This window comes from Streptomyces sp. NPDC047079, from assembly GCF_040643755.1.
Classification (GTDB): Bacteria; Actinomycetota; Actinomycetes; order Streptomycetales; family Streptomycetaceae; genus Streptomyces.
The window spans coordinates 347,112-372,196 of sequence record NZ_JBEYUZ010000002.1; the positions used below are offsets into that span (position 1 = coordinate 347,112).

Sequence of the window (25,085 nt, forward strand, 5' to 3'; positions counted from 1 at the left end):
CCCGGTCCGACGGGCGGACTCGGTCAGTGCGGGTCACTATCGTTGGCACATGACAACGGCTCTGATTACGGGATCGACCGCGGGCATCGGCGCCGCGTTCGCACGGCGGCTCGCCGCCGACGGCCATGACCTCGTCCTGGTGGCACGCGACCCCAAGCGGCTGCGCGAGCAGGCGACGGAGTTGCACGACCGCCACGGCATCGAGGCGGAGGTGCTGACCGCGGACCTGGCCACCGACGAGGGCATCGAGGCGGTGGCCGCGCGTCTGTCCGACCTGAAGAACCCGGTCGACCTGCTGGTCAACAACGCGGGCTTCGGGAACAAGGGCCGTTATCTCGACGTGCCGATGGCCGACGAGCTGCGGATGCTGAAGGTGCACTGCGAGGCCGTGCTGCGGCTGACGAGTTCGGCGGCGGAGGCGATGCGCACCCGCGGTCGCGGCGGGATCGTGAACGTGGCCTCGGTCGCCGCGTTCGTGCCACGTGGCACCTACGGCGCGTCCAAGGCGTGGGTCGTGCAGTTCACGCAGGGCGCGGCGCGGGACCTGGCGGGGTCGGGCGTACGGCTGATGGCGCTGGCTCCGGGCTTTGTGCGCACGGAGTTCCACCAGCGGGCCGGGATGGGCACGGACAACATCCCGGGCTGGATGTGGCTGGACGCCGACAAACTGGTCGCCTCGGCGCTCGCGGACCTGACGCGGGGCAAGACGCTGTCCATTCCGGACCTGCGGTACAAGGCGCTGATGGGTGTGGTGAAGGTGACGCCGCGCGCACTGCTCGGTGGGATCAGCTCCAGGACGGGGCGCAAGTACGGCCCGCAGTGACGGGCGGAGGTGGCGTCGCAGCTCCAGTGCGAAAATGACTGGACAAACCGGACACAGAGGGCCGGAGGCGACGTCATGACCTTCGTACAGCTCATCGAGTGCAGGACCGACCGGTTCGAGGAGATGAACCGACTGTTCGACGCGTGGGTCGAGCAGACCAAGGGGAAACGGACGGCCACGCACAGCCTGGTCGGCAGGGACCGGTCCGACGGGTCGCACTTCGTCGAGCTCGTGGAGTTCCCGTCGTACGAGGAGGCGATGCGGAACTCGAACCTGCCCGAGACCGGCAGGATCCTCCGGGACATGGTCGCCCTCTGCGACGAGATGCCCGTCTTCATCGATCTCGACGTGGTGCGGGACGAGCGGCTGTGCACGGATGCCGTGCGGCGCTTCTTCGACACGCTCTCCGCCCCGGGCGAACTGCCGCCGCTCAACGACCTGATGACGGAGGACTGCCACAGCCACGATCCCGTCAACCCGCAGGACACCATCGGCCTGGACGCGATCCGGCGCGAGTACCGGATGTGGCGGGACGCCTTCGACTCGGCCTTCACACTCGAGGACCTGATCGCGCAGGGCGAGCGGGTCTGCGCACGGTGGACCTGGACCGCCGCCCACAAGGGCGAGTTCCTCGGGATCGCCCCCACCGGACGGCAGGTCACCATGACCGGGATGACCCTGTTCCGGTTCGGGCCGGACACGAAGATCGCCGAGATCTGGCAGCAGTACGACCAGCTGGGGCTGATGGAGCAGCTCGGCGCACTCGACGCGCTGGAGCGCTGAGGCTCCCGGTGGAGCGGCGCGCTGGAGCGCTGAGACTCCCGGCCGTCGAGTGGCGGGTTGGAGCGCTGAACCTCCCGGCCGTCGAGTGGCGGCCGGCGGAACGCGCCGAGGCCCGGCGCCCCGTCTCCGGGGGCGCCGGGCCTCGGTCGGCTCGGCAGGACCGGCCGTCAGTGGGCGTGGCCGTGGCCGTGACCCGCGGCGGCCGGCTCCTCCTCTTCCTTCTTCTCGACGACCAGGGTCTCGGTCGTCAGCAGCAGGGAGGCGATGGAGGCGGCGTTCTCCAGGGCGGAGCGGGTGACCTTGACCGGGTCGATGACGCCGGCCTTGATCAGGTCGCCGTACTCGCCGGTGGCGGCGTTGTAGCCCTGGCCCTTCTCCAGCTCGGCGACCTTGGAGGCGATGACGTAGCCCTCCAGGCCCGCGTTCTCGGCGATCCAGCGCAGCGGCTCGACGACCGCGCGGCGGACGATGGCCACACCGGTGGCCTCGTCGCCCTGCTTGCCGAGGCCGCCCTCGAGCACCTTGGCGGCGTGCACCAGCGCGGAGCCACCACCGGAGACGATGCCCTCCTCGACCGCGGCGCGGGTCGCGGAGATGGCGTCCTCCAGGCGGTGCTTCTTCTCCTTCAGCTCCACCTCGGTGGCGGCACCGACCTTGATCACGCACACGCCGCCGGCCAGCTTCGCGAGGCGCTCCTGGAGCTTCTCGCGGTCCCAGTCGGAGTCCGTGGTCTCGATCTCGGCCTTGATCTGGGCGATGCGGGCCGCGACGTCCTCGGACTTGCCGCCGCCGTCGACGATGGTCGTGTCGTCCTTGGTGACGGTCACGCGGCGGGCGGTGCCCAGCACGTCCAGGCCGACCTGGTCGAGCTTGAGGCCGACCTCCTCGGAGACGACCGTGGCGCCGGTGAGGACCGCGATGTCCTGGAGCATCGCCTTGCGGCGGTCACCGAAGCCGGGGGCCTTGACGGCGACGGCGTTGAAGGTGCCGCGGATCTTGTTCACGACGAGGGTGGACAGGGCCTCGCCCTCGACGTCCTCGGCGATGATCAGCAGCGGCTTGGAGGAGCCCGACTGGATGATCTTCTCCAGCAGCGGCAGCAGGTCCGCGATCGCGGAGATCTTGCCCTGGTTGATGAGGATGTACGGCTCGTCGAGAACGGCCTCCATGCGCTCCTGGTCCGTCACGAAGTACGGCGACAGGTAGCCCTTGTCGAAGGCCATGCCCTCGGTGAAGTCGAGCTCCAGACCGAAGGTGTTGGACTCCTCGACGGTGATGACACCGTCCTTGCCGACCTTGTCCATCGCCTCGGCGATGAGCTCGCCGACCTGCTGGTCCTGGGCGGACAGCGCGGCGACGGCGGCGATGTCGGACTTCTCGTCGATCGGGCGGGCGGTGGCCAGCAGGTCCTCGGAGACCGCGGCGACGGCCGCGTCGATGCCCTTCTTCAGGGCGGCCGGGGAGGCACCCGCGGCGACGTTCTTCAGACCCTCGCGCACCAGCGCCTGGGCAAGCACGGTGGCGGTGGTGGTGCCGTCACCCGCGACGTCGTTGGTCTTGGTCGCCACCTCCTTCACCAGCTGGGCGCCGAGGTTCTCGTACGGGTCCTCGACCTCCACCTCACGGGCGATGGTGACGCCGTCGTTGGTGATGGTCGGGGCGCCGAACTTCTTGTCGATGACGACGTTGCGGCCCTTGGGGCCGATCGTCACCTTGACCGTGTCGGCAAGCTTGTTGACGCCGCGCTCGAGGGCGCGACGGGCGTCCTCGTCGAATTTCAGGATCTTCGCCATGGAGCGTTTCAGTCCTCTCGTTGCAATGCTCGGCCGCCCTCCCGGAGCGGCCGCCACCGCGGTGAAGAACGAACCGCGCCCCCGGCGCCCGGCTGATCAATGCTCGCGGGGCCAGGGGCGCAGCTCAAAGCAGTCTGCTTCGGTGAATTACTTCTCGATGATCGCGAGCACGTCGCGAGCCGAGAGAACGAGGTATTCCTCGTTGTTGTACTTCACCTCGGTGCCGCCGTACTTGCTGTACAGCACGACGTCGCCGACCTTGACGTCAAGCTCGACGCGCTTGCCGTCCTCGATGCGGCCCGGGCCCACGGCGAGGACGACGCCCTCCTGGGGCTTCTCCTTCGCGGTGTCCGGAATGACCAGGCCAGAGGCCGTGGTCTGCTCGGCGTCCAGCGGCTGGACCACGATGCGGTCCTCGAGCGGCTTGATGGCAACCTTGGAGCTGGCGGTCGTCACGATCCGACCTCCCCCTTCGGAGATCTCGCGGGGTTAACTGTCTGAGGTGGCGACCAGGTCGATCCGTCGTCGCGGGTGCCGGACCTGCCCGTCGCTTCTTTGGCACTCTCCGGTGGCGAGTGCCAGAGCCGAGACTATGACCGCGATTAGCACTCGGTCAAGCGGAGTGCCAACGCGTGGCGGCGCGGCGCGAAAGCGGGGTGCCCGGCTCCGGCCTACAGGTAGTCCTCCAGGCGCCCCACCGTGAATCCCCTCGCCTGGATACGGCGCAGGAGACGGGTCGTCTCGGCGGTCAGGGAGGCAAGGGGCCGGCTCGCTTCGTGGGGCCGCACGATGTCCCCCGCGTGGGGTGCCGCGCCCCAGCCGTGGCGGCTGTCGGGGCTCGAGCCGGGGCGCCACAGGATCAGCGCCTTGATGCCGCAGTCGGCCGCGGCCCGCAGCGTCGTCCGGTCGTATCTGCCGTACGGGGGCCGCAGCAGCCAGGGCAGCACGCCCAGCCGTGCTTTCAGCCGGTCGCGCTGGCCGCAGATCTCGGCACGCTGCTCCGCGTACGGGCGGCCGCGCAGCGTGGCGCGGTCCAGGGTGTGGTTCTGGATGACCGCACCGGCGGCCCGCAGCCGCGCGACGCGCGCGTAGCCCGGCCCCACGGCGGTGTCAGTGAGGAACACACTGACCGGAAGCCGCAGTTCACGGACCATGTCGACAAACCGGGGGTCGTTCTCGGCGCCCTCGTCGTAGGTCAGGAAGACGACCTTGTCGTGGGTGGGGACACGGTCGAGCACCAGCGGCAGGCCCTCGTCCCCCCGGCCCGGGGGGCGGGTCGGGCGGGGTGCGGGCGCGAGCGGGGCGGCGAGGCCCCAGCGCCGGTAGGCACGTTCATGGGGTGCGTGCGCGCGGTGGACCCGCTGCGCCGCCTTCTTGCCGAGCCGTTCGATGGGGTCGACGGACTGCGCGCAGCCGGACAGCAACGCGGCGACGAGTGCTCCGGCGAGCATCGCCCGCACGCGACGCCCTCCCCACGGCCGTCCCCTCACAGGTGGTCCTCCAGGCGCGCCACGGCGCAGCCCCCGCAGCCGGACGCGAGAGCGGTGACGGCGAGGACCGTGCGGGCCGCGGGGGTGGCCGCCGTGCGCCGCGCGTACCGTGCACCGGGGCACCTCACGCGCCTCTTGAAACCGTTCGCACACTTTCGGTCATTTTGTCGTACGAGCTGCATGCTGTCGGATCCTTGCAGCCGCCGACTGCCCCGGCGGGCCGACACCGCGGCCGGACGCACGCCATCCACCGACTGGCCGACAATGGCCCCGTGAACGACCTCTCCCTCGACTCCCTGCTCAGCCCCGAGGGCCGCGCCCTTCTCGACGAGGTGCACGGCACCGCCCCGGCCGAGGAACTGGCCGTCGCCACCCGGCTGCGCCGCGAGCACCCCGCCGAACTGGTCTCGGCGGCCCTCACCCAGGCGCGGCTGCGCGAGCGGGCGGCGGCGAAGTTCGGGGCCGAGGACGCGCGGCGGATGTTCTTCACGCCGAACGGCGTCGAGCAGTCGACCAGGACGACGGTCGCCGCCCACCGGGCGGAGCGGCTGCGGGCGCTCGGCGTGACCTCCGTCGCCGATCTGTGCTGTGGCATCGGCGGCGACGCGATCGCACTCGCGCGGGCCGGCATCCGGGTGCTGGCCGTGGACCGCGACCCGTTGACCGCGGCGGTGGCGCGGGAGAACGCCGAGGCGCTCGGCCTGTCCGCGCTGATCGAGGTGCGCGAGGCCGATGTCACACGCGTCGACGTCTCGGCGTACGACGCGGTGTTCGTGGATCCGGCACGGCGCGGCGGGCGCGGCCGCATCTTCGACCCGGAGGCCTACTCACCCCCGCTGTCCTGGGCCGTGGCCACGGCGCTCAAGGCGCCGCACGCCGCGCTCAAGGTCGCGCCCGGCATCCCGCACGAGGCGGTGCCCGCCGAGGCGGAGGCCGAGTGGATCTCGGACGGCGGGGACGTGAAGGAGGCGGTGCTGTGGTTCGGCACCCGGCCCGGGCTCGTCCGGGCCACGCTGCTGCCCGGTCCGCGGGAACTGCTCGGCCGCGGCCTGCCCGATCCCGCGGTGCGTCCGCTCGGCCGCTACCTCTACGAACCCGACGGCGCCGCGATCCGCGCCCATCTGGTGGCGGAGGTGGCCGAGGAACTGGACGGCGGGCTGATCGACGGGACGATCGCGTACGTGACCTCGGACGAGCGCCGCGACTCCCCCTACGCCACCGCCTACGAGATCACCGACCACCTCCCCTTCAACGTGAAGAAGCTGAAGGCCCTGCTGCGCGAGCGGGAGGTCGGGGTACTCACCGTGAAGAAGCGCGGCTCGGCGGTCGAGCCGGAGGAACTGCGCCGCAAGGTCCTGCCCAAACCGCACGGACCCTACGCGGTGACCGTGTTCCTGACCCGGGTGGCGGGAGCACCGACGATGCTGCTGGGCCACCCGGTCTGAGGGACGCCGGCGCCCGGTTCAGCCGCCGTCCACCGCCTCGAAACGCCAGCGGTGCACCGCCCGGGTCACCGACTCACCGTCCGGCTCGGGGAGTTCGGGAAGATCCGCGGAAAGGTCCGCGTCCCACCAGGTGATGACGAGGACCCGGTCCTGGGGCGCCCGGAAGGTCTCGCGCCGCAGCGGAGGGGGCGTCAGCTCCTGAGCCCGCGCCCAGGCCAGCAGGTCCTCGCCCCGCCCGGCCACCGCCCGGGCCTCCCACATCAGCGCGACCGTCACGAGTACAGGTTCTCCTTGCTGATCTCGTGGACATGGTCGTGGCCGTGGCCCTGGCCGGGCACATGGGGGTCCGTCACCGGCAGCGACGAGTCCGCCGACAGGTCCCAGTCCGAGGCGGCCCGCCCGCGGGAGACCATCTCCGCGCCCAGTGCCGCGACCATCGCGCCGTTGTCGGTGCACAGCTTGGGCCGGGGCACTCGCAGCCGGATCCCGGCCGCCTCGCAGCGCTCCCGGGCCAGGGCGCGCAGCCGGGAGTTGGCCGCCACACCGCCGCCGATCATCAGATGGTCGACACCCTCGTCCTTGCAGGCCCGCACCGCCTTGCGGGTCAGCACGTCCACCACCGCTTCCTGGAAGGACGCCGCCACGTCACGCACCGGCACCTCCTCGCCCGCCGCGCGCTTGGCCTCGATCCAGCGGGCCACGGCCGTCTTCAGACCGGAGAAGGAGAAGTCGTACGCGGCGTCGCGCGGCCCGGTGAGCCCGCGCGGGAACGCGATCGCCTCCGGGTCGCCCTCCGTGGCGTACCGGTCGATGACCGGGCCGCCGGGGAAGCCGAGGTCCAGCACCCGGGCGATCTTGTCGAAGGCCTCGCCCGCCGCGTCGTCGATGGTCGCGCCCATGGGCCGCACGTCGGAGGTGATGTCGGTGGAGAGCAGCAGCGAGGAGTGCCCGCCGCTCACCAGCAGCGCCATCGTCGGCTCCGGCAGCGCGCCGTGCTCCAGCTGGTCCACGCAGATGTGGGAGGCGAGGTGGTTCACCCCGTACAGCGGCTTGCCCAGGGCATACGCGTAGGCCTTCGCCGCCGACACGCCGACCAGCAGCGCGCCGGCGAGTCCGGGCCCGGCGGTGACGGCGATGCCGTCCAGGTCCCTGGCGCTCACCCCCGCCTCCTTCAGCGCCCGGTCGATGGTCGGCACCATCGCCTCCAGGTGTGCGCGGGAGGCGACCTCCGGGACCACGCCGCCGAAGCGCGCGTGCTCGTCGACGCTGGAGGCGATGGCGTCGGCGAGGAGGGTGGTACCGCGGACGATGCCGACTCCGGTCTCGTCGCAGGAAGTCTCGATCCCCAGGACCAGGGGTTCGTCAGCCATTGTTCTCGGTTCCTCGTACTGATGGGAGGCCCGCGGCGAATCCGCCGTCGGGCGCTGTGGTCAGGCGCATCACCAGGGCGTCCACGTTCCCCGGCTGGTAGTAGCCGCGTCGGAACCCGATGGGCTCGAAGCCGTAGCGCTCGTAGAGCTTCTGTGCGCGCACGTTGTCGACGCGGCACTCGAGCATCACCTGGGCGCACTCGAACGCCGTGGCGGCCCGCAGCAGCTCGGCCAGCAGCCGTCCGCCGAGTCCCGTGCCCCACAGGCCGCGCGCCACGGCGATGGTCTGGATGTCCGCCAGGTCGCCCTGGGCGGCCAGCCCCGCATAGCCGACGACCCGCCCGCCGTCGACGGCCACGATGTACCGCCGGGTCGCCTCGGGTCCGCGGGAGTGCGCGAGCTCGGACCAGAACATGCCCCGCGACCAGGCGTCCTCGGGGAAGAGCTCCTTCTCCAGCTCCAGGACGGAGTCGATGTCCCACCAGCGCATCTCGCGCAGCACGGGTGTCACGGGCGCGGTCACTTGGGGGTGACCACCTTGTAGTTCCTGGGCACCTGCGCGTCGGGGCGGCGCAGGTACAGCGGGCGGGGCGGGGCCAGGTCCTCGCCCGCCGCCAGTCTCTCCGCCGCCAGGGACGCGAGCGCCGCCGCCGAGACGTGCTCGGGCTCGTGGGCCTGCGGGAACGTGTCCGGGTACAGCAGCGCGCCGGCGCCGACGGCGGGCAGGCCCGCGACCTGCTCCGCGATCTCCGCGGGCCGGTCCACGGCGGGCTCGGTCACCCGGGTCCGGGCGTTGTCGTAGCGCGCCCAGTAGACCTCCTTACGGCGTGCGTCCGTGGCCACGACGAAGGGCACCTCCAGATCGGAGGCGTAGGCGAGGCCGTCGAGGGTGCACACGCCGTGCACGGGCACGCCGAGCGCGAGACCGAAGGTGTCGGCGGTCATGAGGCCGACGCGCAGCCCGGTGTACGGGCCGGGGCCCACGCCCACGACGATCCCGGTGACGGCGTCGAGCCGGATGCCCGCCTCGGCGAGAACCCGGTCGACGGCGGGCAGCAGCAGTTCCCCGTGCCTGCGCGCGTCGACCTGGCTCGACGAGGCGACGACGGACGTTCCGTCATGCAGGGCGACGGTGACGGCGGGGGTGGCGGTATCCAGAGCGAGCAACAGCACGCAAACAGCGTACGGCGCCCACGCCCGGCGCACGGCCGGGCCGGTCCCGCGTGCGCCTGCTGCTACCGTCACAGCACAGGAGTACGGCGGAATCGGTGAACACATCGGCACGTCGTACGAGACGTAGGACAAGTCGTATCCGGGCGACGCACTGCTTCCGCGTGCGGGGGTCGAGAGGTGGGCAAGGGTGGCTAGGAGCAGCTCGGGATTCGTGGCCGGGCTCACCGTGGCGGCCATCGTCGCGGTCGGTTACCTCGCCTACCAGGCGTCGGCGCACGTACCCGACACGCTGGGCAAGCCCCAGGTGAAGGACTCCCCGGAGGCCGCCGCGTCGAAGGCCGCCCGGACCAGGAAGAACCCGGTGGCACTGCCCGGAGGCTCCGGCACCGGTGAACGGGTCGTGTACGCGCTCGACGACGACCGGGTGTGGCTGGTCGGCCCGGACAACAAGGTCCAGCGCACGTTCAAGGTCATGCCGGGGACGGTGGACCCGCTGCCGGGCACCTACGAGGTGACCTCCCGGACCGCCGCCGGGACCGGTTCGGACGGTACGGCGATCGAGCACATCGTGCGGTTCGCGGCGAACCAGGGCGCGGTGATCGGCTTCAGTGCGGCGATGGACGGCTCGACGCCCAAGCCGAGCGGCTCGAAGAAGCTGGGCGGGATCCGTGAGTCCCGTGCGGACGGCACGGCGATGTGGGAGTTCGCGACGACCAGCCAGAAGGTGGTCGTCATCCCGTAGGGACGGCCCTACGCGGCCCTGCGGCGCTCCTCGGTCGCGGGGGTCACCGGGGACATCTTCGGTGCCGGGTCCCGCGGCGGCGTCGAGACGGCCTTCGCCGCGGCGCACGACGCCAGCAGGTCCCGCATCGACACTGCGGCCGCCCGGGGCACCACGCGCGGCAGCGCCTCGTCGCGTTCTGAAGCCGGCATGGACGCCTCCTGGACTCGCGGGGGCGGACGTGGTTAGGCAGACCTAACCACGGACTGATATCCATGTGACCACGCCCGGCACCTGCGGCGCAACACTTTGCCGACGACTTGTCGGCATGTTCGACCGAAAGAACTTGTCGGCATGTTCGACCGAAAGAAGACGAACGCCCCGCATCCCCCGGGTCTTTCGCTCGGGGATGCGGGGCGGAACGACGGTAACGGCGCCCTCAGGCCGACAGCACGGCCAGGCCCACCGTCGACCAGCGATGTCCGAGGCCGGTGAGGGTCACGTGGCGCACCTCGTCCGTGGTGTCCCCCACGGCGCGGTGGATCACCACGTGCAGCCGGTCGTCCGTCAGCTCCTCGACCTTGCCCTCGCCCCACTCCACGACGACCACGGAGTCCGGCAGCGAGACGTCGAGATCGAGGTCCTCCATCTCGTCCAGCCCGCCGCCCAGACGATAGGCGTCCACATGGACCAGCGGCGGGCCGTCCCCGAGGGACGGGTGCACCCGGGCGATCACAAAGGTCGGCGAGGTCACCGCGCCGCGCACCCCGAGCCCCTCACCGAGGCCGCGGGTCAGCGTGGTCTTGCCCGCGCCCAGCTCGCCGTTCAGCATCACGAGGTCGCCGGCGCGCAGCAGCTTGGCCAGACGGCGCCCCAGTTCCTGCATCTGTTCGGGGGAGGTGACGGTGAACTTGGCGGTGACGCCCGGCAGCGGGGTCTCAGCCGTGCCGTGCGGTGCTGGTGCTTCCATAGCCCCCCACGGTAGCCCCTGCGGGAACCGCTCCCGCGCGTATCAGGAGGTCGGCGAGGCGGTCCGTGACGACCTCGGGATGCTCCAGCATCACCAGGTGCCCGGCGTCCGGCACGAGCACCAGTTCCGCGTCGGGCAGCAGAGCGGCGATCGCCTCGCTGTGCTCGCTCGGGGTCACCAGGTCCCGGACTCCGGCCAGCACCAGCACGGGGAGCTCGGCGAAACGGGCCAGCGCCTTGGTCTTGTCATGGTCGGCGAACGCCGGGTAGAACTCGGCGACCACGTCGATCGGAGTCGCCTCGATCATCCGCTCGGCGAACCGGGCGACGGCCGGGTCGACGTCTCGCGAGGCGAACGAGTACCGCTTGATGATCCCCGCGAACAGGTCGGCGGTGGCCCTGCGCCCCCTCTCCACCAGCTCGGCCTGCTGTCCCAGCGCCTTCAGCACACCGGGCAGGACACGGCGTATCGCGTTGACGCCCGCGACGGGCAGTCCGAAGTTGACCTCGCCGAGCCGTCCCGACGAGGTGCCGACCAGGACCACGCCTACGACCCGGTCGCGGATCAGCTCGGGGTACTGGTCGGCGAGGGCCATCACCGTCATACCGCCCATGGAGTGCCCGACCAGGACGATCGGCCCCTCGGGCACGGCCGCGTCGATCACGGCCTTCAGATCGCGCCCGAGCTGGTCGATGGAGACGGGCGTGCCCTGCGCCTGGGCCACTCCGCGCCCGGAGCGGCCGTGGCTGCGCTGGTCCCAGTGCACGGTCCGCACCACGCCGCGCAGTGCCGCCCGCTGGAAGTGCCAGGAGTCCTGGCTCAGGCAGTAACCGTGGCTGAAGACGACGGTGACCGGGGCCGGGGCCTTGCGTCCGAAGAGCCTGCGACGGCGTGGTGCGGGGCCGCCCTCCGGCTCCACGTCGTCGACCTCGTAGTACAGCTCGGTCCCGTCGTCCGCGTGCGCCTTGCCGGGGGTGCCGCGCAGCGAGCCGTAGGGGCCGGCGGAGTCGAGGGCGAGCCGGGCCTTGCGGCGCATGCCGCGGCCGACCGTCATCCGCTCGAGGGCGACACCGGCCGCGGCGCCCGCCGCGACCACGCCTATCGCGGCGCCGGCGAGGCCGGCGATGCGCCAGTTCCCGGTGGTGGTGGCGGTGGCGCCCGCGACGGCCTCCACGACCTCCGCCCTCGTCTCGCTCACGTCCCCCTCCTCCTGGCCGGATACTCCGCCAGCCCTGCCGTGCGCGGATGCACCGCTCGCCCTGCCCTACGCCTGCCACGCCTGCCCAGGTTCACCCGGATGGGTTACCTATCCTGCTCTGCCTTCACATTTACGTAGACGCGGGGCACACGGGTTCCGATCCGGGTCACGATTTCGTAAGCGATGGTTCCGGCCGCCTGCGCCCAGTCCTCGGCGGTGGGCTCACCGTGGTCGCCGGGACCGAAGAGGACGGCCTCCGCGCCGGGCCGGGGCTCGTCGCCGCCCAGGTCCACCACGAACTGGTCCATGGCGATCCTGCCCGCGGCCGTACGGAGTTTGCCGTCGATCAGGACCGGCCCGGCGCCGGAGGCGTGGCGCGGGATGCCGTCCGCGTAACCGACGGGGATCAGGCCGAGGGTGGTGGTGCCGGGAGTGGTGTACAGGTGGCCGTAGCTGACGCCGTGGCCGCCGGGGACGTTCTTCACCAGGGCGAGCGAGGCCTTCAGGCTCATCACCGGGCGCAGTCCGAGGTCGGCGGGGGTGCCCAGGTCGGGGCTGGGCGAGAGCCCGTACATCGCGATCCCCGTGCGGACGAGGTCGTAGTGGGCCTCGGGCAGGGTCAGCGTGGCGGGCGAGTTGGCGATGTGGCGCACCTCCGGCCGTACGCCCTGATCCTCCGCGTACGCCACCATTTCGCGGAAACGGCCGAGTTGGGCCTGGATGGAGGGGTGTCCGGGCTCGTCGGCGCAGGCGAAGTGCGACCAGAGGCCCACGACGGTGATCAGGCCGTCCGCCTGGGCTCGCAGGGCCTCGGCGACGAGTTCGGGCCAGTCCGAGGGCTGGCAGCCGTTGCGCCCGAGGCCCGTGTCGGCCTTGAGGTGGACACGGGCGGGCGCGCCCGCGGCGGCCGCCGCCTCACGCACCTCCTCCAGCGCCCACAGGCCGCTCACGGAGACGTCGACGTCGGCCTCGATCGCCTGGCGCCAGGGGCCGCCCGGGGTCCACAGCCAGCACAGGACGCGTCCGGGCAGACCGGCCGCGCGCAGGGCGAGGGCCTCCTCGGGGGTGGCCGTACCGAACCACTCGGCGCCGGCTTCCAGGGCCGCGCGGGCACACGGCACCGCCCCGTGACCGTACGCGTCCGACTTCACGACGGCCATCAGGGCCGCGCCGGGCGCGAGGGCACGCAGGGCATGTACGTTCGCCCGCAGGGCGGCCAGATCGATCTCGGCACGGGCACGCAGGGGTGCTGTCTCAGAACTCGTCATCGCGCCACCAGTGTCTCAGAGGCCTTCGAGAGCGTTCGGGCAGCGGTACCGATCGTGGTGACGGCGGGGGCGCGGGCACCCCTGAACCCGCGCCGCCGGGGCGCACCGCAGGTCCCACCGGGCGCCGCGACCTCCCCGGTCAGGGGAACCCGCCCGGCCGTTCAGCTCCGCACGTCCCGCCACGCCTCGGGGATCGCGTTCGCCACATCATGGGCCCCGGCGGGGGCGCCGTCCGCCGCGTAACGGCCTGCAAGGCCGTGCAGATAGGCCGCCACGCTGCCCGCGTCGCGCGTCCGGAGACCGGCAGCGAGCAGCGATCCGGACAGCCCGGACAGCACATCACCACTGCCCGCGGTCGCGAGCCACGGCGTGCCGGTGGCGTTCACCCGCACCGGCCCGCCCTCGGGGCCCGCCACCAGCGTGGTGGAGCCCTTGAGCAGCACGGTCGCCGCGTACCGTGCCGCCAGCTCCCGCACCGCCGAGAGCCGGGCGCCCTCCACCTCCTCGCGCGACACCCCGAGCAGCGCGGCCGCCTCACCGGCATGCGGGGTCATCAGCGTCGGCGCGGCACGGCCGCGTACGGCGTCCCGGTCGGCCAGCCGCAGCCCGTCCGCGTCGACGAGCACCGGCACATCGGCCTCCAGGACCTCCGCCACCGTCTGGACGTCGTCCCCGGCACCGGGACCGACCACCCACGCCTGCACCCGCCCCGCCTTCGCGGGCCCCCGGTCGGACACCAGCGTCTCCGGGAAGCGGGCGATCACCGCGCCCGCGGCGGGCCCCACATACCGCACGGCTCCGGCGCCGCCCCGCAACGCCCCCGCCACGGCGAGCACGGCGGCCCCGGGGTAGCGCGCGGATCCGGCGGCGATACCGACCACTCCGCGCCGGTACTTGTCGCTCTCCGCCTGAGGCACCGGCAGCAGCGCCGCCACGTCCGCGTGTTGCAGCGCCTCGAGTTCCGGCTCCTCCGGCAGGTCGAGCCCGATGTCGACGAGCCGCACCGAACCGGCGTACTCCCGCGCCGGATCGATCAGCAGGGCCGGCTTGTGGGTACCGAACGTCACGGTGAGATCCGCGCGTACGGCCTCGCCCCGCACCTCACCGGTGTCGGCCTCGACCCCGCTCGGCAGATCGACGGCGACGACGGCCGCGCGCGACTGGGCGGCGAGCGCGGCGAGCACGGCGGCGTCCGGCCGCAGTCCGCCCTTGCCGCCGATGCCGACGATGCCGTCGACGACGAGGTCAGCCCCCCCGATCAGCTCCTCCGCGCCCCGGGAAGGCTCCGTGACCGAGCCACCCGCCCTCCGCAGGGCCGCGAGCCCGCCCCCATGGGTGCGTTCGGGCGACAGCAGCACTGCCGTGACCCCCGCTCCGCGCCGGGCGAGCCGCGCCCCGGCGTACAGGGCGTCACCGCCGTTGTCCCCGCTGCCGACCAGCAACACCACCCGGCTGCCGTACACCCGTCCGAGCAGGTCCGAACAGGCCGCGGCCAGTCCGGCGGCGGCACGCTGCATCAGCGCCCCCTCCGGAAGCCGTGCCATGAGGGCACGCTCGGCAGCCCTCACCGTCTCCACGCTGTACGCAGTACGCATACCGTCGAGTCTCCCCCACCGCCCTCACACCATGACGGAGGCTATCCCTCGGCCACGACCACGGCCGAGGCAACACCGGCGTCATGACTGAGCGACACGTGCCAGTTCTGGACGCCGAGTTCGGCCGCACGGGCCGCGACCGTGCCCGTCACGCGCAGCCGGGGCTGCCCGCTGTCCTCGACGTAGACTTCGGCGTCGGTCCAGTGCAGCCCGCCCGGCGCGCCCAGGGCCTTGGCCACCGCCTCCTTGGCGGCGAACCGCACGGCCAGCGAGGCGATCCCGCGCCGCTCGCCGCTGGGCAGCAGCAACTCTCGCTCCAGGAAGAGTCGCTCGACCAGCCCCGGCGTACGCCGCAACGACGCCGCGAACCGGTCGATCTCGGCCACGTCGATACCTACCCCGATGATGCTCATCCGTGCACTCTACGACCCGTCCGGCGGCCGCGGGCTCGGCTCCTCGACGACCAGATCGGCCTCATGCGCTGCGGTGACGGCCCGATCGAGGAAGCGGGTGAGCGCGTCCGCGTCGGGGCACAGGTTGAGGCCCCGGTGGAGATGCTTGGAGAATGCGACGCCGCGCCTGTCCAGGACGCGCAGGATGGCTGCCGCCCAGGCCGAGCGATACCCCGCGGCGAAACCCGCGGCCCACCCCGGGTGGTCCTCCCCTTCCGTGACGGCACGAATCCGAGCCACGTCCTCAAGGGGAAGAACCCCGCGCTGTCTGAGACCCTCAAGCCCGAAGCGGAAGTCGCCCGCCACTTTGGGCACGGGGATGCCCAACGCGAGGCACGTCGTCGTGAACCGGTAGAGGTCGAACAGCTCCGACGGCACGTCCTGGCGGTTGTCTTGCCGGTCGGTCACCGCTCAGGCCTGCCCGGGGCCGGTCCCCGGAGCCCCGGGGCACGCGGCGAACAGATCCTCGGCCGCCGTGGCCGTCAGGGATCGGTCGAACCAGAGGGCGAGGGTGTCCAGGTCGGTGCACGAGGTGATGCGCTGCCGTGTCTCCTCCGCGACTGGGATCCCGTGCTTCTCCAAGACGCGCAGGATCAGCAAGGCGCGGTCTTCGGCCTTGCCCTCGGCCTTGCCCTCGGCCTTGCCCTCGGCCTTGCCCTCGGCCTTGCCCTCCAGGTAGGCGGTTTCACGGACTGTTCCCCGGCCAGGGAAGTAGCTGACGAACGACATGATTTCCCTCAGTTTCTGTCCGGCTGGGGTGTCACCCAGGCTGATTTCCAGGAAGTCGAAGAAGTAGTCGGCGGTGTCGGGGTCTGTTTTCCGGATCTCCTGAAGCGCGGCTGTGATTGCGTTCAGTATGGCTTCACACTCGGCGCTGCGGGCGTGCGCCAGGACGGAGAGCACGGCCAGTGCGTAGTTCTTCGCCGCGGTTCTGGCGTCGGTGATCACCGGCAGGTTGTCCGGCCCGGCGACCAGTGGGTACGTCCGCTGAGCCGTCCAGCCGCGCGTGCCGCAGTCGAAGGGGCCCGTCGCCCACTTGGCCGTGGCCCTGTCCTGGCAGACCACGAGAAGCAGCACGGGCAGCCGGTACTTCGCCTGGAGATATGCGATGTAGTACGACCAACTCGACGCCTTCTTCTCGTCCTTGCCCGACTGCGACTCGATGGCGAGCAGGAAGTCCTCACCGTCCGACGGGCCGACACGCAGCACGGTGTCCACGCGTCGCTCCAGTGGCCGGACCTCCGTCACGTCCGTGGTGACGGCGTCCACGGTCGCCTTCGCTGATAACGGGACGCCCAGCAGCCCGAACACGGGAGCCAGGATCTCGGGCCGCTCCTGGAAGATGCGGTGCATGCCCTCGTGAGCTGATGTGACCATGTGCGCAACCTAGGTGGATCAAGGGATGGGCTGTCCGGGTGATCGGGAAGCGTTCACTCTTGCGAGTGGCGAAAAAACGATCAGGCCGCCGCGGCCAGCTCACACCACACGACCTTGCCCCGGTCGCCGTCTCTGGCCGGCGGCTGCCGGCCCCACAGGTCGGCAGACCCGGACGAGCGCCAGCCCCCGCCCCTTCTCCACGTCGGCCACCTGTTCGAGCGGCACCGGCGGCTCCGGCGGCTCGGGGTCGGCCTCCCACGCACAGTCGTCCTACTCGGGCTCCGGCGACGGCAACCCCTGCGTAGAGAACGCGAGCTCCCCCGCCCGCGTGTCCATACGCGATTCAAAGCGCCCGAGCTGGGCCACCCTCTCCTTCCCCACCCCGGCCCTCGCCGGCTTTCTCGAAGATCAAGCGGCACTCGCCGCGGGTGTGACCGTCCGTCGGACCGGCTGCGGTCCCCGCTTGGACCACCAGCGCTGGGCCGGCTCCTCGATCCACCGCCACAGCAGCCAGGCCGCCGCCTGGGAGACCAGGAAGGCACCCAGGAGGAGGAGGACGGCCGCGTCGCTGTCGTCCATGGCGGGCAGGTAGAGGCGGATGACCTGGTTGACGCTCTGGTGGACCAGGTAGAAGGCGTAGGAGCTGGCGCCGAGGACGATCAGGGGGCGCCTGGTCAGGAACCTGGAGCGGCCGGCGGCCTCGTTCTGGGCGCAGGCGGCGATCGTCAGCGCGGAGAGGACGGCGATGACGGGGCGGACGGCGCATTCCATCTGGTGGACCACGAACGGGCCGCCCCAGTCGGAGGCGCGGGTGAAGACGACGGTGTACACGGCGAGCAGCCCGACGGCTCCCGCGGGGCGCAGCGGGACGCGGTAACCGCGCCGGAGCGCGAGGGCGAAGGTGACGCCGACGAGGAACTGCGGAAGGTAGACCACCGGGTGACGCATCACCCACTCGGCGCCGTGCTGGTTCAGGAAGCGGTCGGCGGCCGTGTTCACCGCCCACATCGCGGCCAGGCCGGCGAGCGTCCACAGCCCCAGCGTCCTGGTCCTCGTCCGGCGCAGGCGGCCGATGAGCAGCGGGAAGAGGGCGTAGAAGAGGAGCTCGACGCTGAGGGTCCAGGTGACGGGGTTGCCCGGCAGGGTGGGCACCGCGTTGGGCAGCCAGGTCTGCACCAGCAGCAGCGAGGAGATGAGGCTCGGCGCGTCGGTGCGGTCGCCGCCCAGGCCGTAGAAGACGGCGAGGGCGAGGCCGGCGGCAACGAGGTGGGCGGGATAGATCCGGCCGACACGGCGCCAGTGGAATACCCGCTTCGGGATGCCGGGCCTGTGGCTCCAGGTGAGCAGAAAACCGGAGAGCACGAAGAAGAACGTCACCCCGTGTACGCCGATTCTGGAGTACGGGAACAGGAAGGGCACGTGCCACACGCCGCCGCCGGGGCTCACGCCGTTGAAGTGATGAACGAAGACTGCGAACGCCGCGAAGAACCGCAGGCTGGTCAAGGACGCCAGATGTCCAGGAAGCGGTACGTGCTCTGCGGCCGGGCCGGGCCCGGCCGCAGTCGGGGCGGGATTTTCTGCCAGTGCGGGGGGTGCGGGCATGCAGATCCACCAATACGCGGGGCTCGGGCCCGCAACACCCTAGCGATCGGGCCCCTGGTGGACGCAAGGGGGCGCGGGTGACCTTCGTCGCATGTGCGAACGCACCTCCTACGAGGAGGTCAGCCGCCCGGCTACTCCACCGTCACCGACTTCGCCAGATTCCGAGGCTGGTCGACCTCGTTCCCCCGCGCCGTCGCCAACTCGCATGCGAACACCTGCAACGGCACGGTGGCGACCAGCGGCTGAAGCAGCGTCGGGGTCGCCGGGATGCGGATCAGATGGTCGGCGTACGGCACCACCGCCTCGTCGCCCTCCTCCGCGATCACGATCGTGCACGCGCCCCTCGCCCGGATCTCCTGGATGTTCGACACGATCTTGTCGTGGAGGACCGAGCGGCCGCGCGGTGACGGCACCACGACCACGACCGGCAGGTCCTGCTCGATCAGCGCGATCGGTCCGTGCTTCAACTCGCCCGCCGCGAAGCCCTCGGCGTGCATGTACGCCAGTTCCTTGAGCTTGAGGGCGCCTTCGAGGGCAACCGGATAGCCCACGTGCCGCCCCAGGAACAGCACGGTGTTCTTCGCGGCGAGCGACCGCGCCAGCTCCCGTACCGGCTCCATCGTCTCCAGGACCCGCTCGACCTCCTGGGAGATCTTCGACAGATCGCGGATCACGGCCCGGATCTCGTCGCCCCACTTGGTGCCGCGCACCTGACCCAGATACAGGGCGACCAGATAGCAGGCGACGAGCTGGGTCAGGAACGCCTTCGTCGACGCCACCGCGACCTCCGGGCCCGCGTGCGTGTACAGCACCGCGTCGGACTCGCGCGGGATCGTCGAGCCGTTGGTGTTGCAGATCGCCAGGACCTTGGAGCCCTGCTCGCGGGCGTGCCGGAGCGCCATCAGCGTGTCCATGGTCTCGCCGGACTGGGAGATGGCGACGACCAGCGTGCGCGGGTCGAGAATCGGGTCCCGGTAGCGGAACTCGCTGGCCAGTTCCACCTCGCACGGGATCCGCGTCCAGTGCTCGATGGCGTACTTGGCGATGAGCCCGGCATGGAAGGCGGTCCCGCAGGCCACGATCACGACCTTGTCGACCTCGCGCAGCTCGGCGGTGGAGATGCGCACCTCGTCCAGCGTCAGCGAACCGGCCGCGTCGATCCGGCCGAGCAGGGTGTCGGCGACCGCCTTGGGCTGCTCGGCGATCTCCTTGAGCATGAAGTAGTCGTAGCCGCCCTTCTCGGCGGCCGAGGCGTCCCAGTCGACGTGGTAAGAGCGGACGTCCGCGGGCCGGCCGTCGAAACCGGTGACCGTCACTCCGTCCCGGCGCAGCTCCACCACCTGGTCCTGCCCCAGCTCGATCGCGGAGCGGGTGTGGGCGATGAAGGCCGCCACGTCCGAGGCGAGGAAGGCCTCGCCCTCGCCGACGCCCACCACGAGCGGGGAGTTGCGCCGCGCGCCCACGACCACGTCCGGATCGTCGGCGTGCACCGCGACCAGCGTGAACGCGCCCTCCAGCCGCCGGCACACCAGCCGCATCGCCTCCGCGAGGTCCGCGGCGGCGGAGAACTCCTCGGCGAGCAGATGCGCGACGACCTCGGTGTCCGTCTCGGAGGCGAGGGCGTGGCCCCGCTCCTCCAGCTCCGCCCGCAGCGCCGCGAAGTTCTCGATGATGCCGTTGTGGACGACGGCGACACGTCCGGCGTTGTCCAGGTGGGGGTGCGCGTTGGCGTCGGTGGGACCGCCATGGGTGGCCCAGCGGGTGTGCCCGATGCCCGTGGTCCCGCTCGGCAGTGGCCGTTCGACCAGCGCCTTCTCCAGGTTCACCAGCTTCCCGGCCTTCTTGGCGGCGGCCAGGCTGCCGTCCGCGAGCACGGCGACGCCCGCCGAGTCGTAGCCCCGGTATTCCAGCCGCTTCAGTCCCGCCACGACGACATCGAGCGCCGACTGCGGCCCCACGTATCCCACGATTCCGCACATGTGCCGCAGCCTACGGTCAGCGCGGCGCCGCGACCTCTCGAATCCTGCCCGAAATCGGAAATTCCCACTGGCGTACGAGCGCCAAACAGGCCCCCAGGAGCACCGTTCGAACCCAGGGGCAACAGTCGGCCGAGACCGTTCGGCGCGGGCGCGACGGGTCTGACGACCGACCGGCCCGAACGTCGAGCCCCGCCCGTCATGGAGACGACGTGACACAGGCCACGCGGCGCCCCGTTCAAACTCCGTTAACAATGGACTGTGATCTCTCCGGTCTCCTCGATGCCCCGGAGCGCCCACCGGCCCAGGCCGGAGGCGACTCCCTACGTCGACCTCACCCGTGCCGAGTGGAGTGCGCTGCGCAACAAGACGCCGCTTCCCCTGACCGCCGAGGAGGTGGAGAAGCTCCGCGGCCTCGGCGACGTGATCGACCTCGACGAGGTGCGGGACATCTACCTCCCGCTGTCCCGGCTCCTCAATCTCTACGTCGGCGCCACGGACGGCCTGCGCGGCGCCCTCAACACCTTCCTCGGCGAACAGGGCTCCCAGTCCGGCACGCCGTTCGTGATAGGCGTGGCGGGCTCCGTGGCGGTCGGCAAGTCGACCGTGGCCCGCCTTCTCCAGGCACTGCTGTCCCGCTGGCCCGAGCATCCGCGTGTGGAGCTGGTGACCACCGACGGCTTCCTGCTGCCCACCAAGGAACTGGAGGCCCGCGGACTGATGTCCCGCAAGGGCTTCCCCGAGTCCTACGACCGCCGCGCGCTCACCCGGTTCGTCGCCGACATCAAGGCCGGCAAGGGCGAGGTGACGGCCCCGGTCTACTCGCACCTGATCTACGACATCGTCCCCGGCCAGAAGCTCACCGTGCGCCGTCCGGACGTCCTCATCGTCGAGGGCCTCAACGTGCTTCAGCCCGCCCTCCCCGGCAAGGACGGCCGCACCCGCGTCGGGCTCGCGGACTACTTCGACTTCAGCGTGTACGTCGACGCCCGCGCCGAGGACATCGAACGCTGGTACCTCAACCGGTTCAAGAAGCTCCGTCAGACGGCCTTCCAGAACCCGTCCTCGTACTTCCGCAAGTACACCCAGGTCTCCGAGGAGGAGGCCCTCGACTACGCCCGCACCACCTGGCGGACCATCAACAAGCCGAACCTGCTGGAGAATGTCGCCCCGACCCGCGGACGCGCCACCCTGGTGCTGCGCAAGGGCGCGGACCACAAGGTGCAGCGGCTGAGCCTGCGCAAGCTATGACGGCTACCCTGCCGGCATGCTGCATCTGCGTCTGATCACCCCGCCCGAGCGAACGGACGACGTGGTGCGTCTGATCGAAGGGACGGTCGGCACCGCGCATCTCGTCGTGATACCGGGGGCCGCCCGCCACCCGGCCGGTGACGTCGTGATGTGCGACGTCGCGCGGGAGGCGGGCGACGAACTGATCGCCGAGCTGAGGAAGTTGGGGCTGCACCGGAGCGGCGCGATCGCGGTCGAGCACATCGAGCTGTCGCTCTCCGAACACGCCGAGAAGGCCGAGGAGGATGCGCCCGGCGAAGGCGCGGACGCGGTGCTGTGGGAGCAGCTTCAGGACGCGACGCACGAGGACTCGACGCTGTCGGTCACCTACGTCGCCTTCCTCACGATCGCCACGATGATCGCCGCCTGCGGTGTCGTCCTGGACAACGCGATCCTGATCGTGGGGGCCATGGCGGTGGGTCCGGAGTTCGGCCCGCTCGCCGGTCTGAGCACCGCGTTGGTGAGGCGGGCACCGCGGCTGGCGCTGCGCTCGCTGATCGCGCTCGTCGCGGGGTTCGCGGTGGCCCTGCTGGTGACGGTCGGATTCACCCACTTCATGGACGCCGTCGACCTGTTCAGCCGGGTCAAACTGGACGCCGAGCGTCCCAACACCAACTTCATCTACCGGCCGGACGCGTTCTCGTTCGTCGTCGCGGTCCTCGCGGGCATCGCCGGCACGCTCTCGCTGACGTCGGCGAAATCGGGGGCGCTGATCGGCGTCGCGATCTCGGTCACCACGGTCCCGGCCGCGGCGAACGCGGCCGTGGCCTTCAGCTACGACGAGTACCGGCAGGCGTGGGGCTCCACCGAACAGCTGCTGCTGAACCTGCTCGGCATCGTCTTGGCGGGCACCCTGACGCTGGTGGCCCAGAAGTGGCTCTGGGCCAGACAGCGCGCTCGTGTCAGTGAGGCCGGCAGGGCCTAGCCGAGCGCCGACTTCACGGCGTCCGCGAGCCGCCCGGCGACCGACCGTGCCTGGTCGATGTCGGCGGCCTCGACCATGACCCGTACGAGCGGCTCGGTGCCCGACGGACGCAGCAGCACCCGTCCGGTCGACCCCAGCTCCCGCTCGGCCTCGGTCACGGCGGTGGCCAGCTCGGCGGACGTGCCGACGCGGGACTTGTCGACGTCAGGGACGTTCACGAGGACCTGCGGCAGCCGCTCCATCACGGACGCGAGGTCCTTGAGCGTACGGCCGGTCTGCGCGACCCGGGCGGCCAGCATCAGGCCGGTGAGCGTGCCGTCGCCGGTGGTGGCGTGGTCGAGGATGATGACGTGGCCGGACTGCTCGCCGCCGAGGGCGTAGCCCTTGTTCTTCATCTCCTCCAGCACATACCGGTCGCCGACCCGGGTCTGCAGCAGCTCGACGCCCTCACGCTCCATGGCCAGCTTGAAGCCCAGGTTCGACATGACCGTCGCGACAACGGTGTCGGAGCGCAGTGCGGAACGCTCCCGCATCGCCAGCGCGAGCACGGCCAGGATCTGGTCGCCGTCCACCTCGTCACCGGTGTGGTCCACGGCGAGACAGCGGTCGGCGTCCCCGTCGTGCGCGATGCCGAGGTCAGCGCCGTGCTCGACGACGGCCGCCTTCAGCTTGTCCAGATGGGTGGAGCCGCAGCCGTCGTTGATGTTGAGCCCGTCGGGCTCGGCGCCGATCGTGACGATCTCGGCGCCCGCCCGGCTGAACGCCTCGGGCGAGACCCTGGCGGCGGCGCCGTGCGCCTCGTCCAGGACGATCTTGAGACCGTCGAGCCGGTTCGGCAGGACCCCGATGAGGTGGGCGACGTACTGGTCGAAGCCCTCGTCGTACGCCTTCACCCGGCCGACACCGGCACCGGTGGGCCGGTCCCAGGGAGCACCCGTACGGTGCTCCTCGTACACGGCTTCGATCTTGTCCTCGAGCTCGTCGGCGAGCTTGTGGCCGCCGCGGGCGAAGAACTTGATGCCGTTGTCGGGCATGGCGTTGTGACTGGCGGAGAGCATCACACCGAGATCGGCGCCGAGCGCGCCGGTCAGATACGCCACGGCCGGGGTGGGCAGCACGCCGACGCGCAGCACGTCCACGCCCGCGCTGGCGAGACCGGCGACCACGGCGGCCTCCAGGAACTCCCCGGACGCCCGCGGATCGCGTCCGACGACCGCCGTCGGCCGGTGGCCCTCGAACGTGCCCGCCTCGGCCAGTACGTGCGCCGCCGCCACGGACAGGCCGAGTGCCATCTCGGCCGTGAGATCCGCGTTGGCGACACCGCGCACGCCGTCCGTGCCGAAGAGTCGTCCCACTGTGGTGTCCTCCGAACTTGCTGCAAATGTGCGGCACATGCCGAGTGTCCAGACCGGCGCGGGATACGTACATCCCCCGGACCCGTCTTGAGGCTTATCCCACGCAGCCGCCCCGAACCTGTCGGGATTGCTCCATAAGCTTCATATGCCGGTGATAAGCACCTTTCCGCGTAAACGAACCGCCCCGGCGGCACGGAGCGTGCAGCCGGGGCGATGCGTGCGCGCAGCAGGCGGTACGAGCCTGCGCGACCAGCGGGCGCGATTAGCGCTTGCTGTACTGCGGCGCCTTGCGGGCCTTCTTCAGACCGGCCTTCTTACGCTCGACCGCACGGTCGTCGCGCCTGAGGAAGCCGGCCTTCTTCAGCGGGCCGCGGTTGTTGTCGACGTCCGCCTCGTTCAGCGCACGGGCGACACCGAGACGGAGCGCACCGGCCTGACCGGAGACGCCGCCACCCGCGATGCGGGCGATGATGTCGTAGCGGCCCTCGAGCTCGAGCACCTTGAAGGGCTCGTTCACTTCCTGCTGGTGCACCTTGTTCGGGAAGTAGTCCTCGAGGGTGCGACCGTTGATCTTCCACTTGCCGGAGCCCGGAACGATCCGGACACGGGCGATGGCGTTCTTGCGGCGGCCCAGGCCGGCGGCCGGCTGGGGCTCACCGAAACGGGACGCGAGGGACTCGGAGGTGTACTCGCCCTCGAGCGGAACCTCGGTCTCCGTGGTGTAGCTGTCGATGTCAAGCTCTTCGAGCGGCTGCTCGGCAGTGGTCTCGGCCACGATTCTCCTCAGATTCTCTTCAGTCTTAGGGGGTGGCCGGACTTACTGCGCGACCTGGGTGATCTCGAACGGCACCGGCTGCTGGGCAGCGTGCGGGTGCTGGTCACCCTTGTAGACCTTCAGCTTCGAGAGCATCTGACGGCCCAGGGAGTTCTTGGGGAGCATGCCCTTGACGGCCTTCTCGACGGCCTTCTCGGGGTTGTTCGCCAGCAGGTCGTCGTAGCGGACGGAACGCAGACCACCCGGGTAGCCGGAGTGGCGGTACGCCATCTTCTGGGTCCGCTTGTTACCGGACAGGTGCACCTTGTCCGCGTTGATGATGATGACGAAGTCGCCGGCGTCCACATGGGGCGCGTAGATCGGCTTGTGCTTGCCGCGCAGAAGGGTGGCGGCGGTGGTGGCCAGACGGCCCAGGACGACGTCCTGAGCGTCGATGACGTGCCACTGACGCGTCACATCGCCGGGCTTGGGGCTGTACGTACGCACGGTTCGTAGCCTTCGCTTCTTCAGTGAGGTTCCTGACAAGGTCACCGAAGACGATCACGACAGCCCAGACCGCACCGCGGTGACGCAAACCGCGTGCTGGTCGCTGGTCATCGGCCCGGTGGACCGGTGTAAGGGCCCCTCACGTGAGAATGAGCAAGCCAATACACATAACGAACAGCCAGGATAACGGGGGCGCCCACACGGGTCAAAACGGGGCC

At 71.0% G+C, this 25,085-nt stretch carries 27 protein-coding genes and 1 pseudogene; 6 read left to right on the plus strand and 22 right to left on the minus strand.

Going from position 1 to position 25,085, the window contains the following annotated elements:
* Positions 1-49: 49 nt before the first annotated feature.
* Both ABZ823_RS04045 and ABZ823_RS04050 read left to right on the plus strand, forming a co-directional pair.
* A complete protein-coding gene (locus ABZ823_RS04045; RefSeq protein ID WP_361653404.1) occupies positions 50-823 on the plus strand; it encodes an SDR family oxidoreductase in 774 nt (257 codons plus the stop codon).
* 75 nt (positions 824-898) lie between these two features.
* Positions 899-1,606, plus strand: coding sequence for an ester cyclase (locus ABZ823_RS04050; protein ID WP_361653406.1), 708 nt, complete (start codon positions 899-901; stop codon positions 1,604-1,606).
* Positions 1,607-1,773: 167 nt separating this feature from the next.
* Here ABZ823_RS04050 and groL read toward each other — a convergent pair whose 3' ends face one another.
* From groL to ABZ823_RS04070, 4 genes are all read right to left on the minus strand, one after another.
* A complete protein-coding gene (gene groL, locus ABZ823_RS04055; protein WP_361653408.1) occupies positions 1,774-3,399 on the minus strand; it encodes a chaperonin GroEL in 1,626 nt (541 codons plus the stop codon).
* A 147-nt stretch (positions 3,400-3,546) separates the two neighbouring features.
* The gene (gene groES / locus ABZ823_RS04060) at positions 3,547-3,855 is read right to left on the minus strand and encodes a co-chaperone GroES (protein WP_071364926.1); all 309 of its coding nucleotides are present in this window, start codon (positions 3,853-3,855) and stop codon (positions 3,547-3,549) included.
* Between the two features lie 215 nt (positions 3,856-4,070).
* Positions 4,071-4,850: a polysaccharide deacetylase family protein gene (locus tag ABZ823_RS04065; protein ID WP_361653681.1), complete on the minus strand. Its 780-nt coding sequence runs from the start codon at positions 4,848-4,850 to the stop codon at positions 4,071-4,073.
* A gap of 35 nt (positions 4,851-4,885) precedes the next feature.
* Complete coding sequence (locus ABZ823_RS04070; RefSeq protein ID WP_361653411.1) at positions 4,886-5,017, minus strand: hypothetical protein; 132 nt, start codon at positions 5,015-5,017, stop codon at positions 4,886-4,888.
* A 144-nt stretch (positions 5,018-5,161) separates the two neighbouring features.
* Between ABZ823_RS04070 and ABZ823_RS04075 the strand changes: the two genes are divergently transcribed.
* Complete coding sequence (locus tag ABZ823_RS04075; protein WP_361653413.1) at positions 5,162-6,334, plus strand: methyltransferase domain-containing protein; 1,173 nt, start codon at positions 5,162-5,164, stop codon at positions 6,332-6,334.
* An 18-nt stretch (positions 6,335-6,352) separates the two neighbouring features.
* Here the strand turns inward: ABZ823_RS04075 and ABZ823_RS04080 are convergent, their stop codons facing one another.
* Genes ABZ823_RS04080 through tsaB form a run of 4 tightly spaced genes read right to left on the minus strand, consistent with a single transcriptional unit; the run spans position 6,353 to position 8,877 of the window.
* The gene (locus ABZ823_RS04080; RefSeq protein WP_361653415.1) at positions 6,353-6,610 is read right to left on the minus strand and encodes a hypothetical protein; all 258 of its coding nucleotides are present in this window, start codon (positions 6,608-6,610) and stop codon (positions 6,353-6,355) included.
* A complete protein-coding gene (tsaD, locus tag ABZ823_RS04085) occupies positions 6,607-7,704 on the minus strand; it encodes a tRNA (adenosine(37)-N6)-threonylcarbamoyltransferase complex transferase subunit TsaD (RefSeq protein ID WP_361653417.1) in 1,098 nt (365 codons plus the stop codon). Before tsaD ends, ABZ823_RS04080 begins: the two co-directional genes overlap by 4 nt.
* A complete protein-coding gene (gene rimI, locus ABZ823_RS04090) occupies positions 7,697-8,227 on the minus strand; it encodes a ribosomal protein S18-alanine N-acetyltransferase (protein WP_361653419.1) in 531 nt (176 codons plus the stop codon). Before rimI ends, tsaD begins: the two co-directional genes overlap by 8 nt.
* Complete coding sequence (tsaB, locus tag ABZ823_RS04095) at positions 8,224-8,877, minus strand: tRNA (adenosine(37)-N6)-threonylcarbamoyltransferase complex dimerization subunit type 1 TsaB (protein ID WP_361653421.1); 654 nt, start codon at positions 8,875-8,877, stop codon at positions 8,224-8,226. The genes rimI and tsaB overlap by 4 nt, the downstream gene beginning before the upstream one ends.
* 187 nt (positions 8,878-9,064) lie before the next feature.
* Here tsaB and ABZ823_RS04100 point away from each other — a divergent pair, with 187 nt between their 5' ends.
* The gene (locus ABZ823_RS04100) at positions 9,065-9,619 is read left to right on the plus strand and encodes a hypothetical protein (protein WP_361653423.1); all 555 of its coding nucleotides are present in this window, start codon (positions 9,065-9,067) and stop codon (positions 9,617-9,619) included.
* Positions 9,620-9,627: 8 nt separating this feature from the next.
* On the opposite strand, the gene ABZ823_RS04105 is transcribed toward ABZ823_RS04100, so the two are convergent.
* From ABZ823_RS04105 to glmS, 11 genes and pseudogenes are all read right to left on the minus strand, one after another.
* Positions 9,628-9,810 (minus strand): hypothetical protein, encoded by a 183-nt coding sequence (locus tag ABZ823_RS04105; protein WP_361653425.1) that lies wholly within the window; start codon positions 9,808-9,810, stop codon positions 9,628-9,630.
* Positions 9,811-10,037: 227 nt separating this feature from the next.
* Positions 10,038-10,568 (minus strand): tRNA (adenosine(37)-N6)-threonylcarbamoyltransferase complex ATPase subunit type 1 TsaE, encoded by a 531-nt coding sequence (tsaE, locus tag ABZ823_RS04110; protein WP_361653427.1) that lies wholly within the window; start codon positions 10,566-10,568, stop codon positions 10,038-10,040.
* Positions 10,537-11,766 carry an alpha/beta hydrolase gene (locus ABZ823_RS04115; protein ID WP_361653429.1) on the minus strand — a complete coding sequence of 410 codons (1,230 nt, stop codon included), beginning with the start codon at positions 11,764-11,766 and terminating at the stop codon, positions 10,537-10,539. Before ABZ823_RS04115 ends, tsaE begins: the two co-directional genes overlap by 32 nt.
* Before the next feature lie 104 nt (positions 11,767-11,870).
* Positions 11,871-13,034: an alanine racemase gene (gene alr, locus ABZ823_RS04120; protein ID WP_361653431.1), complete on the minus strand. Its 1,164-nt coding sequence runs from the start codon at positions 13,032-13,034 to the stop codon at positions 11,871-11,873.
* Between the two features lie 161 nt (positions 13,035-13,195).
* Complete coding sequence (locus ABZ823_RS04125; RefSeq protein WP_361653433.1) at positions 13,196-14,629, minus strand: NAD(P)H-hydrate dehydratase; 1,434 nt, start codon at positions 14,627-14,629, stop codon at positions 13,196-13,198.
* A gap of 41 nt (positions 14,630-14,670) precedes the next feature.
* Positions 14,671-15,042, minus strand: coding sequence for a holo-ACP synthase (locus ABZ823_RS04130; RefSeq protein WP_361653435.1), 372 nt, complete (start codon positions 15,040-15,042; stop codon positions 14,671-14,673).
* A 9-nt stretch (positions 15,043-15,051) separates the two neighbouring features.
* Positions 15,052-15,489, minus strand: coding sequence for a hypothetical protein (locus tag ABZ823_RS04135; RefSeq protein WP_361653437.1), 438 nt, complete (start codon positions 15,487-15,489; stop codon positions 15,052-15,054).
* 3 nt (positions 15,490-15,492) lie between these two features.
* Positions 15,493-16,458 (minus strand): hypothetical protein, encoded by a 966-nt coding sequence (locus tag ABZ823_RS04140; protein WP_361653439.1) that lies wholly within the window; start codon positions 16,456-16,458, stop codon positions 15,493-15,495.
* Positions 16,459-16,538: 80 nt separating this feature from the next.
* A pseudogene (locus ABZ823_RS04145) lies at positions 16,539-16,719 on the minus strand (ATP-binding protein); the annotation flags it as partial.
* Between the two features lie 147 nt (positions 16,720-16,866).
* Positions 16,867-17,961 carry an acyltransferase gene (locus tag ABZ823_RS04150; protein WP_361653441.1) on the minus strand — a complete coding sequence of 365 codons (1,095 nt, stop codon included), beginning with the start codon at positions 17,959-17,961 and terminating at the stop codon, positions 16,867-16,869.
* A gap of 230 nt (positions 17,962-18,191) precedes the next feature.
* Positions 18,192-20,039, minus strand: a complete 1,848-nt coding sequence (gene glmS / locus ABZ823_RS04155; protein WP_361653443.1) for a glutamine--fructose-6-phosphate transaminase (isomerizing) — start codon at positions 20,037-20,039, stop codon at positions 18,192-18,194.
* Between the two features lie 258 nt (positions 20,040-20,297).
* On the opposite strand from glmS, the gene coaA reads away from it, so the two are divergent.
* Positions 20,298-21,287: a type I pantothenate kinase gene (coaA, locus tag ABZ823_RS04160; protein ID WP_361653445.1), complete on the plus strand. Its 990-nt coding sequence runs from the start codon at positions 20,298-20,300 to the stop codon at positions 21,285-21,287.
* Between the two features lie 16 nt (positions 21,288-21,303).
* On the plus strand, positions 21,304-22,251 hold the full coding sequence (locus tag ABZ823_RS04165) for a DUF389 domain-containing protein (protein ID WP_361653447.1): 948 nt from the start codon (positions 21,304-21,306) through the stop codon (positions 22,249-22,251).
* Here ABZ823_RS04165 and glmM read toward each other — a convergent pair.
* The 3 genes from glmM to rplM form a co-directional block, all read right to left on the minus strand.
* Entirely contained in the window at positions 22,248-23,606 is a 1,359-nt protein-coding gene (gene glmM, locus ABZ823_RS04170) for a phosphoglucosamine mutase (RefSeq protein ID WP_361653449.1), read from the minus strand. The two genes, ABZ823_RS04165 and glmM, sit on opposite strands and share 4 nt — an antisense overlap.
* Positions 23,607-23,868: 262 nt before the next feature.
* Entirely contained in the window at positions 23,869-24,381 is a 513-nt protein-coding gene (gene rpsI / locus ABZ823_RS04175; protein ID WP_361653451.1) for a 30S ribosomal protein S9, read from the minus strand.
* Between the two features lie 42 nt (positions 24,382-24,423).
* On the minus strand, positions 24,424-24,867 hold the full coding sequence (gene rplM, locus ABZ823_RS04180) for a 50S ribosomal protein L13 (RefSeq protein WP_146463583.1): 444 nt from the start codon (positions 24,865-24,867) through the stop codon (positions 24,424-24,426).
* Positions 24,868-25,085 lie beyond the last annotated feature (218 nt).

Excerpts from the sequence above, each read along its gene's own strand:
- ABZ823_RS04165 (WP_361653447.1), top strand. The coding sequence starts at position 21,304 with ATGCTGCATCTGCGTCTGATCACCCCGCCCGAGCGAACGGACGACGTG.
- ABZ823_RS04105 (WP_361653425.1), bottom strand. The coding sequence starts at position 9,810 with ATGCCGGCTTCAGAACGCGACGAGGCGCTGCCGCGCGTGGTGCCCCGG.
- ABZ823_RS04125 (WP_361653433.1), bottom strand. The coding sequence starts at position 14,629 with ATGCGTACTGCGTACAGCGTGGAGACGGTGAGGGCTGCCGAGCGTGCC.
- glmS (WP_361653443.1), bottom strand. The coding sequence starts at position 20,039 with ATGTGCGGAATCGTGGGATACGTGGGGCCGCAGTCGGCGCTCGATGTC.
- ABZ823_RS04045 (WP_361653404.1), top strand. The coding sequence starts at position 50 with ATGACAACGGCTCTGATTACGGGATCGACCGCGGGCATCGGCGCCGCG.
- alr (WP_361653431.1), bottom strand. The coding sequence starts at position 13,034 with ATGACGAGTTCTGAGACAGCACCCCTGCGTGCCCGTGCCGAGATCGAT.
- ABZ823_RS04050 (WP_361653406.1), top strand. The coding sequence starts at position 899 with ATGACCTTCGTACAGCTCATCGAGTGCAGGACCGACCGGTTCGAGGAG.
- tsaE (WP_361653427.1), bottom strand. The coding sequence starts at position 10,568 with ATGGAAGCACCAGCACCGCACGGCACGGCTGAGACCCCGCTGCCGGGC.
- ABZ823_RS04140 (WP_361653439.1), bottom strand. The coding sequence starts at position 16,458 with ATGGTCACATCAGCTCACGAGGGCATGCACCGCATCTTCCAGGAGCGG.
- tsaD (WP_361653417.1), bottom strand. The coding sequence starts at position 7,704 with ATGGCTGACGAACCCCTGGTCCTGGGGATCGAGACTTCCTGCGACGAG.
- groL (WP_361653408.1), bottom strand. The coding sequence starts at position 3,399 with ATGGCGAAGATCCTGAAATTCGACGAGGACGCCCGTCGCGCCCTCGAG.
- ABZ823_RS04130 (WP_361653435.1), bottom strand. The coding sequence starts at position 15,042 with ATGAGCATCATCGGGGTAGGTATCGACGTGGCCGAGATCGACCGGTTC.
- ABZ823_RS04065 (WP_361653681.1), bottom strand. The coding sequence starts at position 4,850 with ATGCTCGCCGGAGCACTCGTCGCCGCGTTGCTGTCCGGCTGCGCGCAG.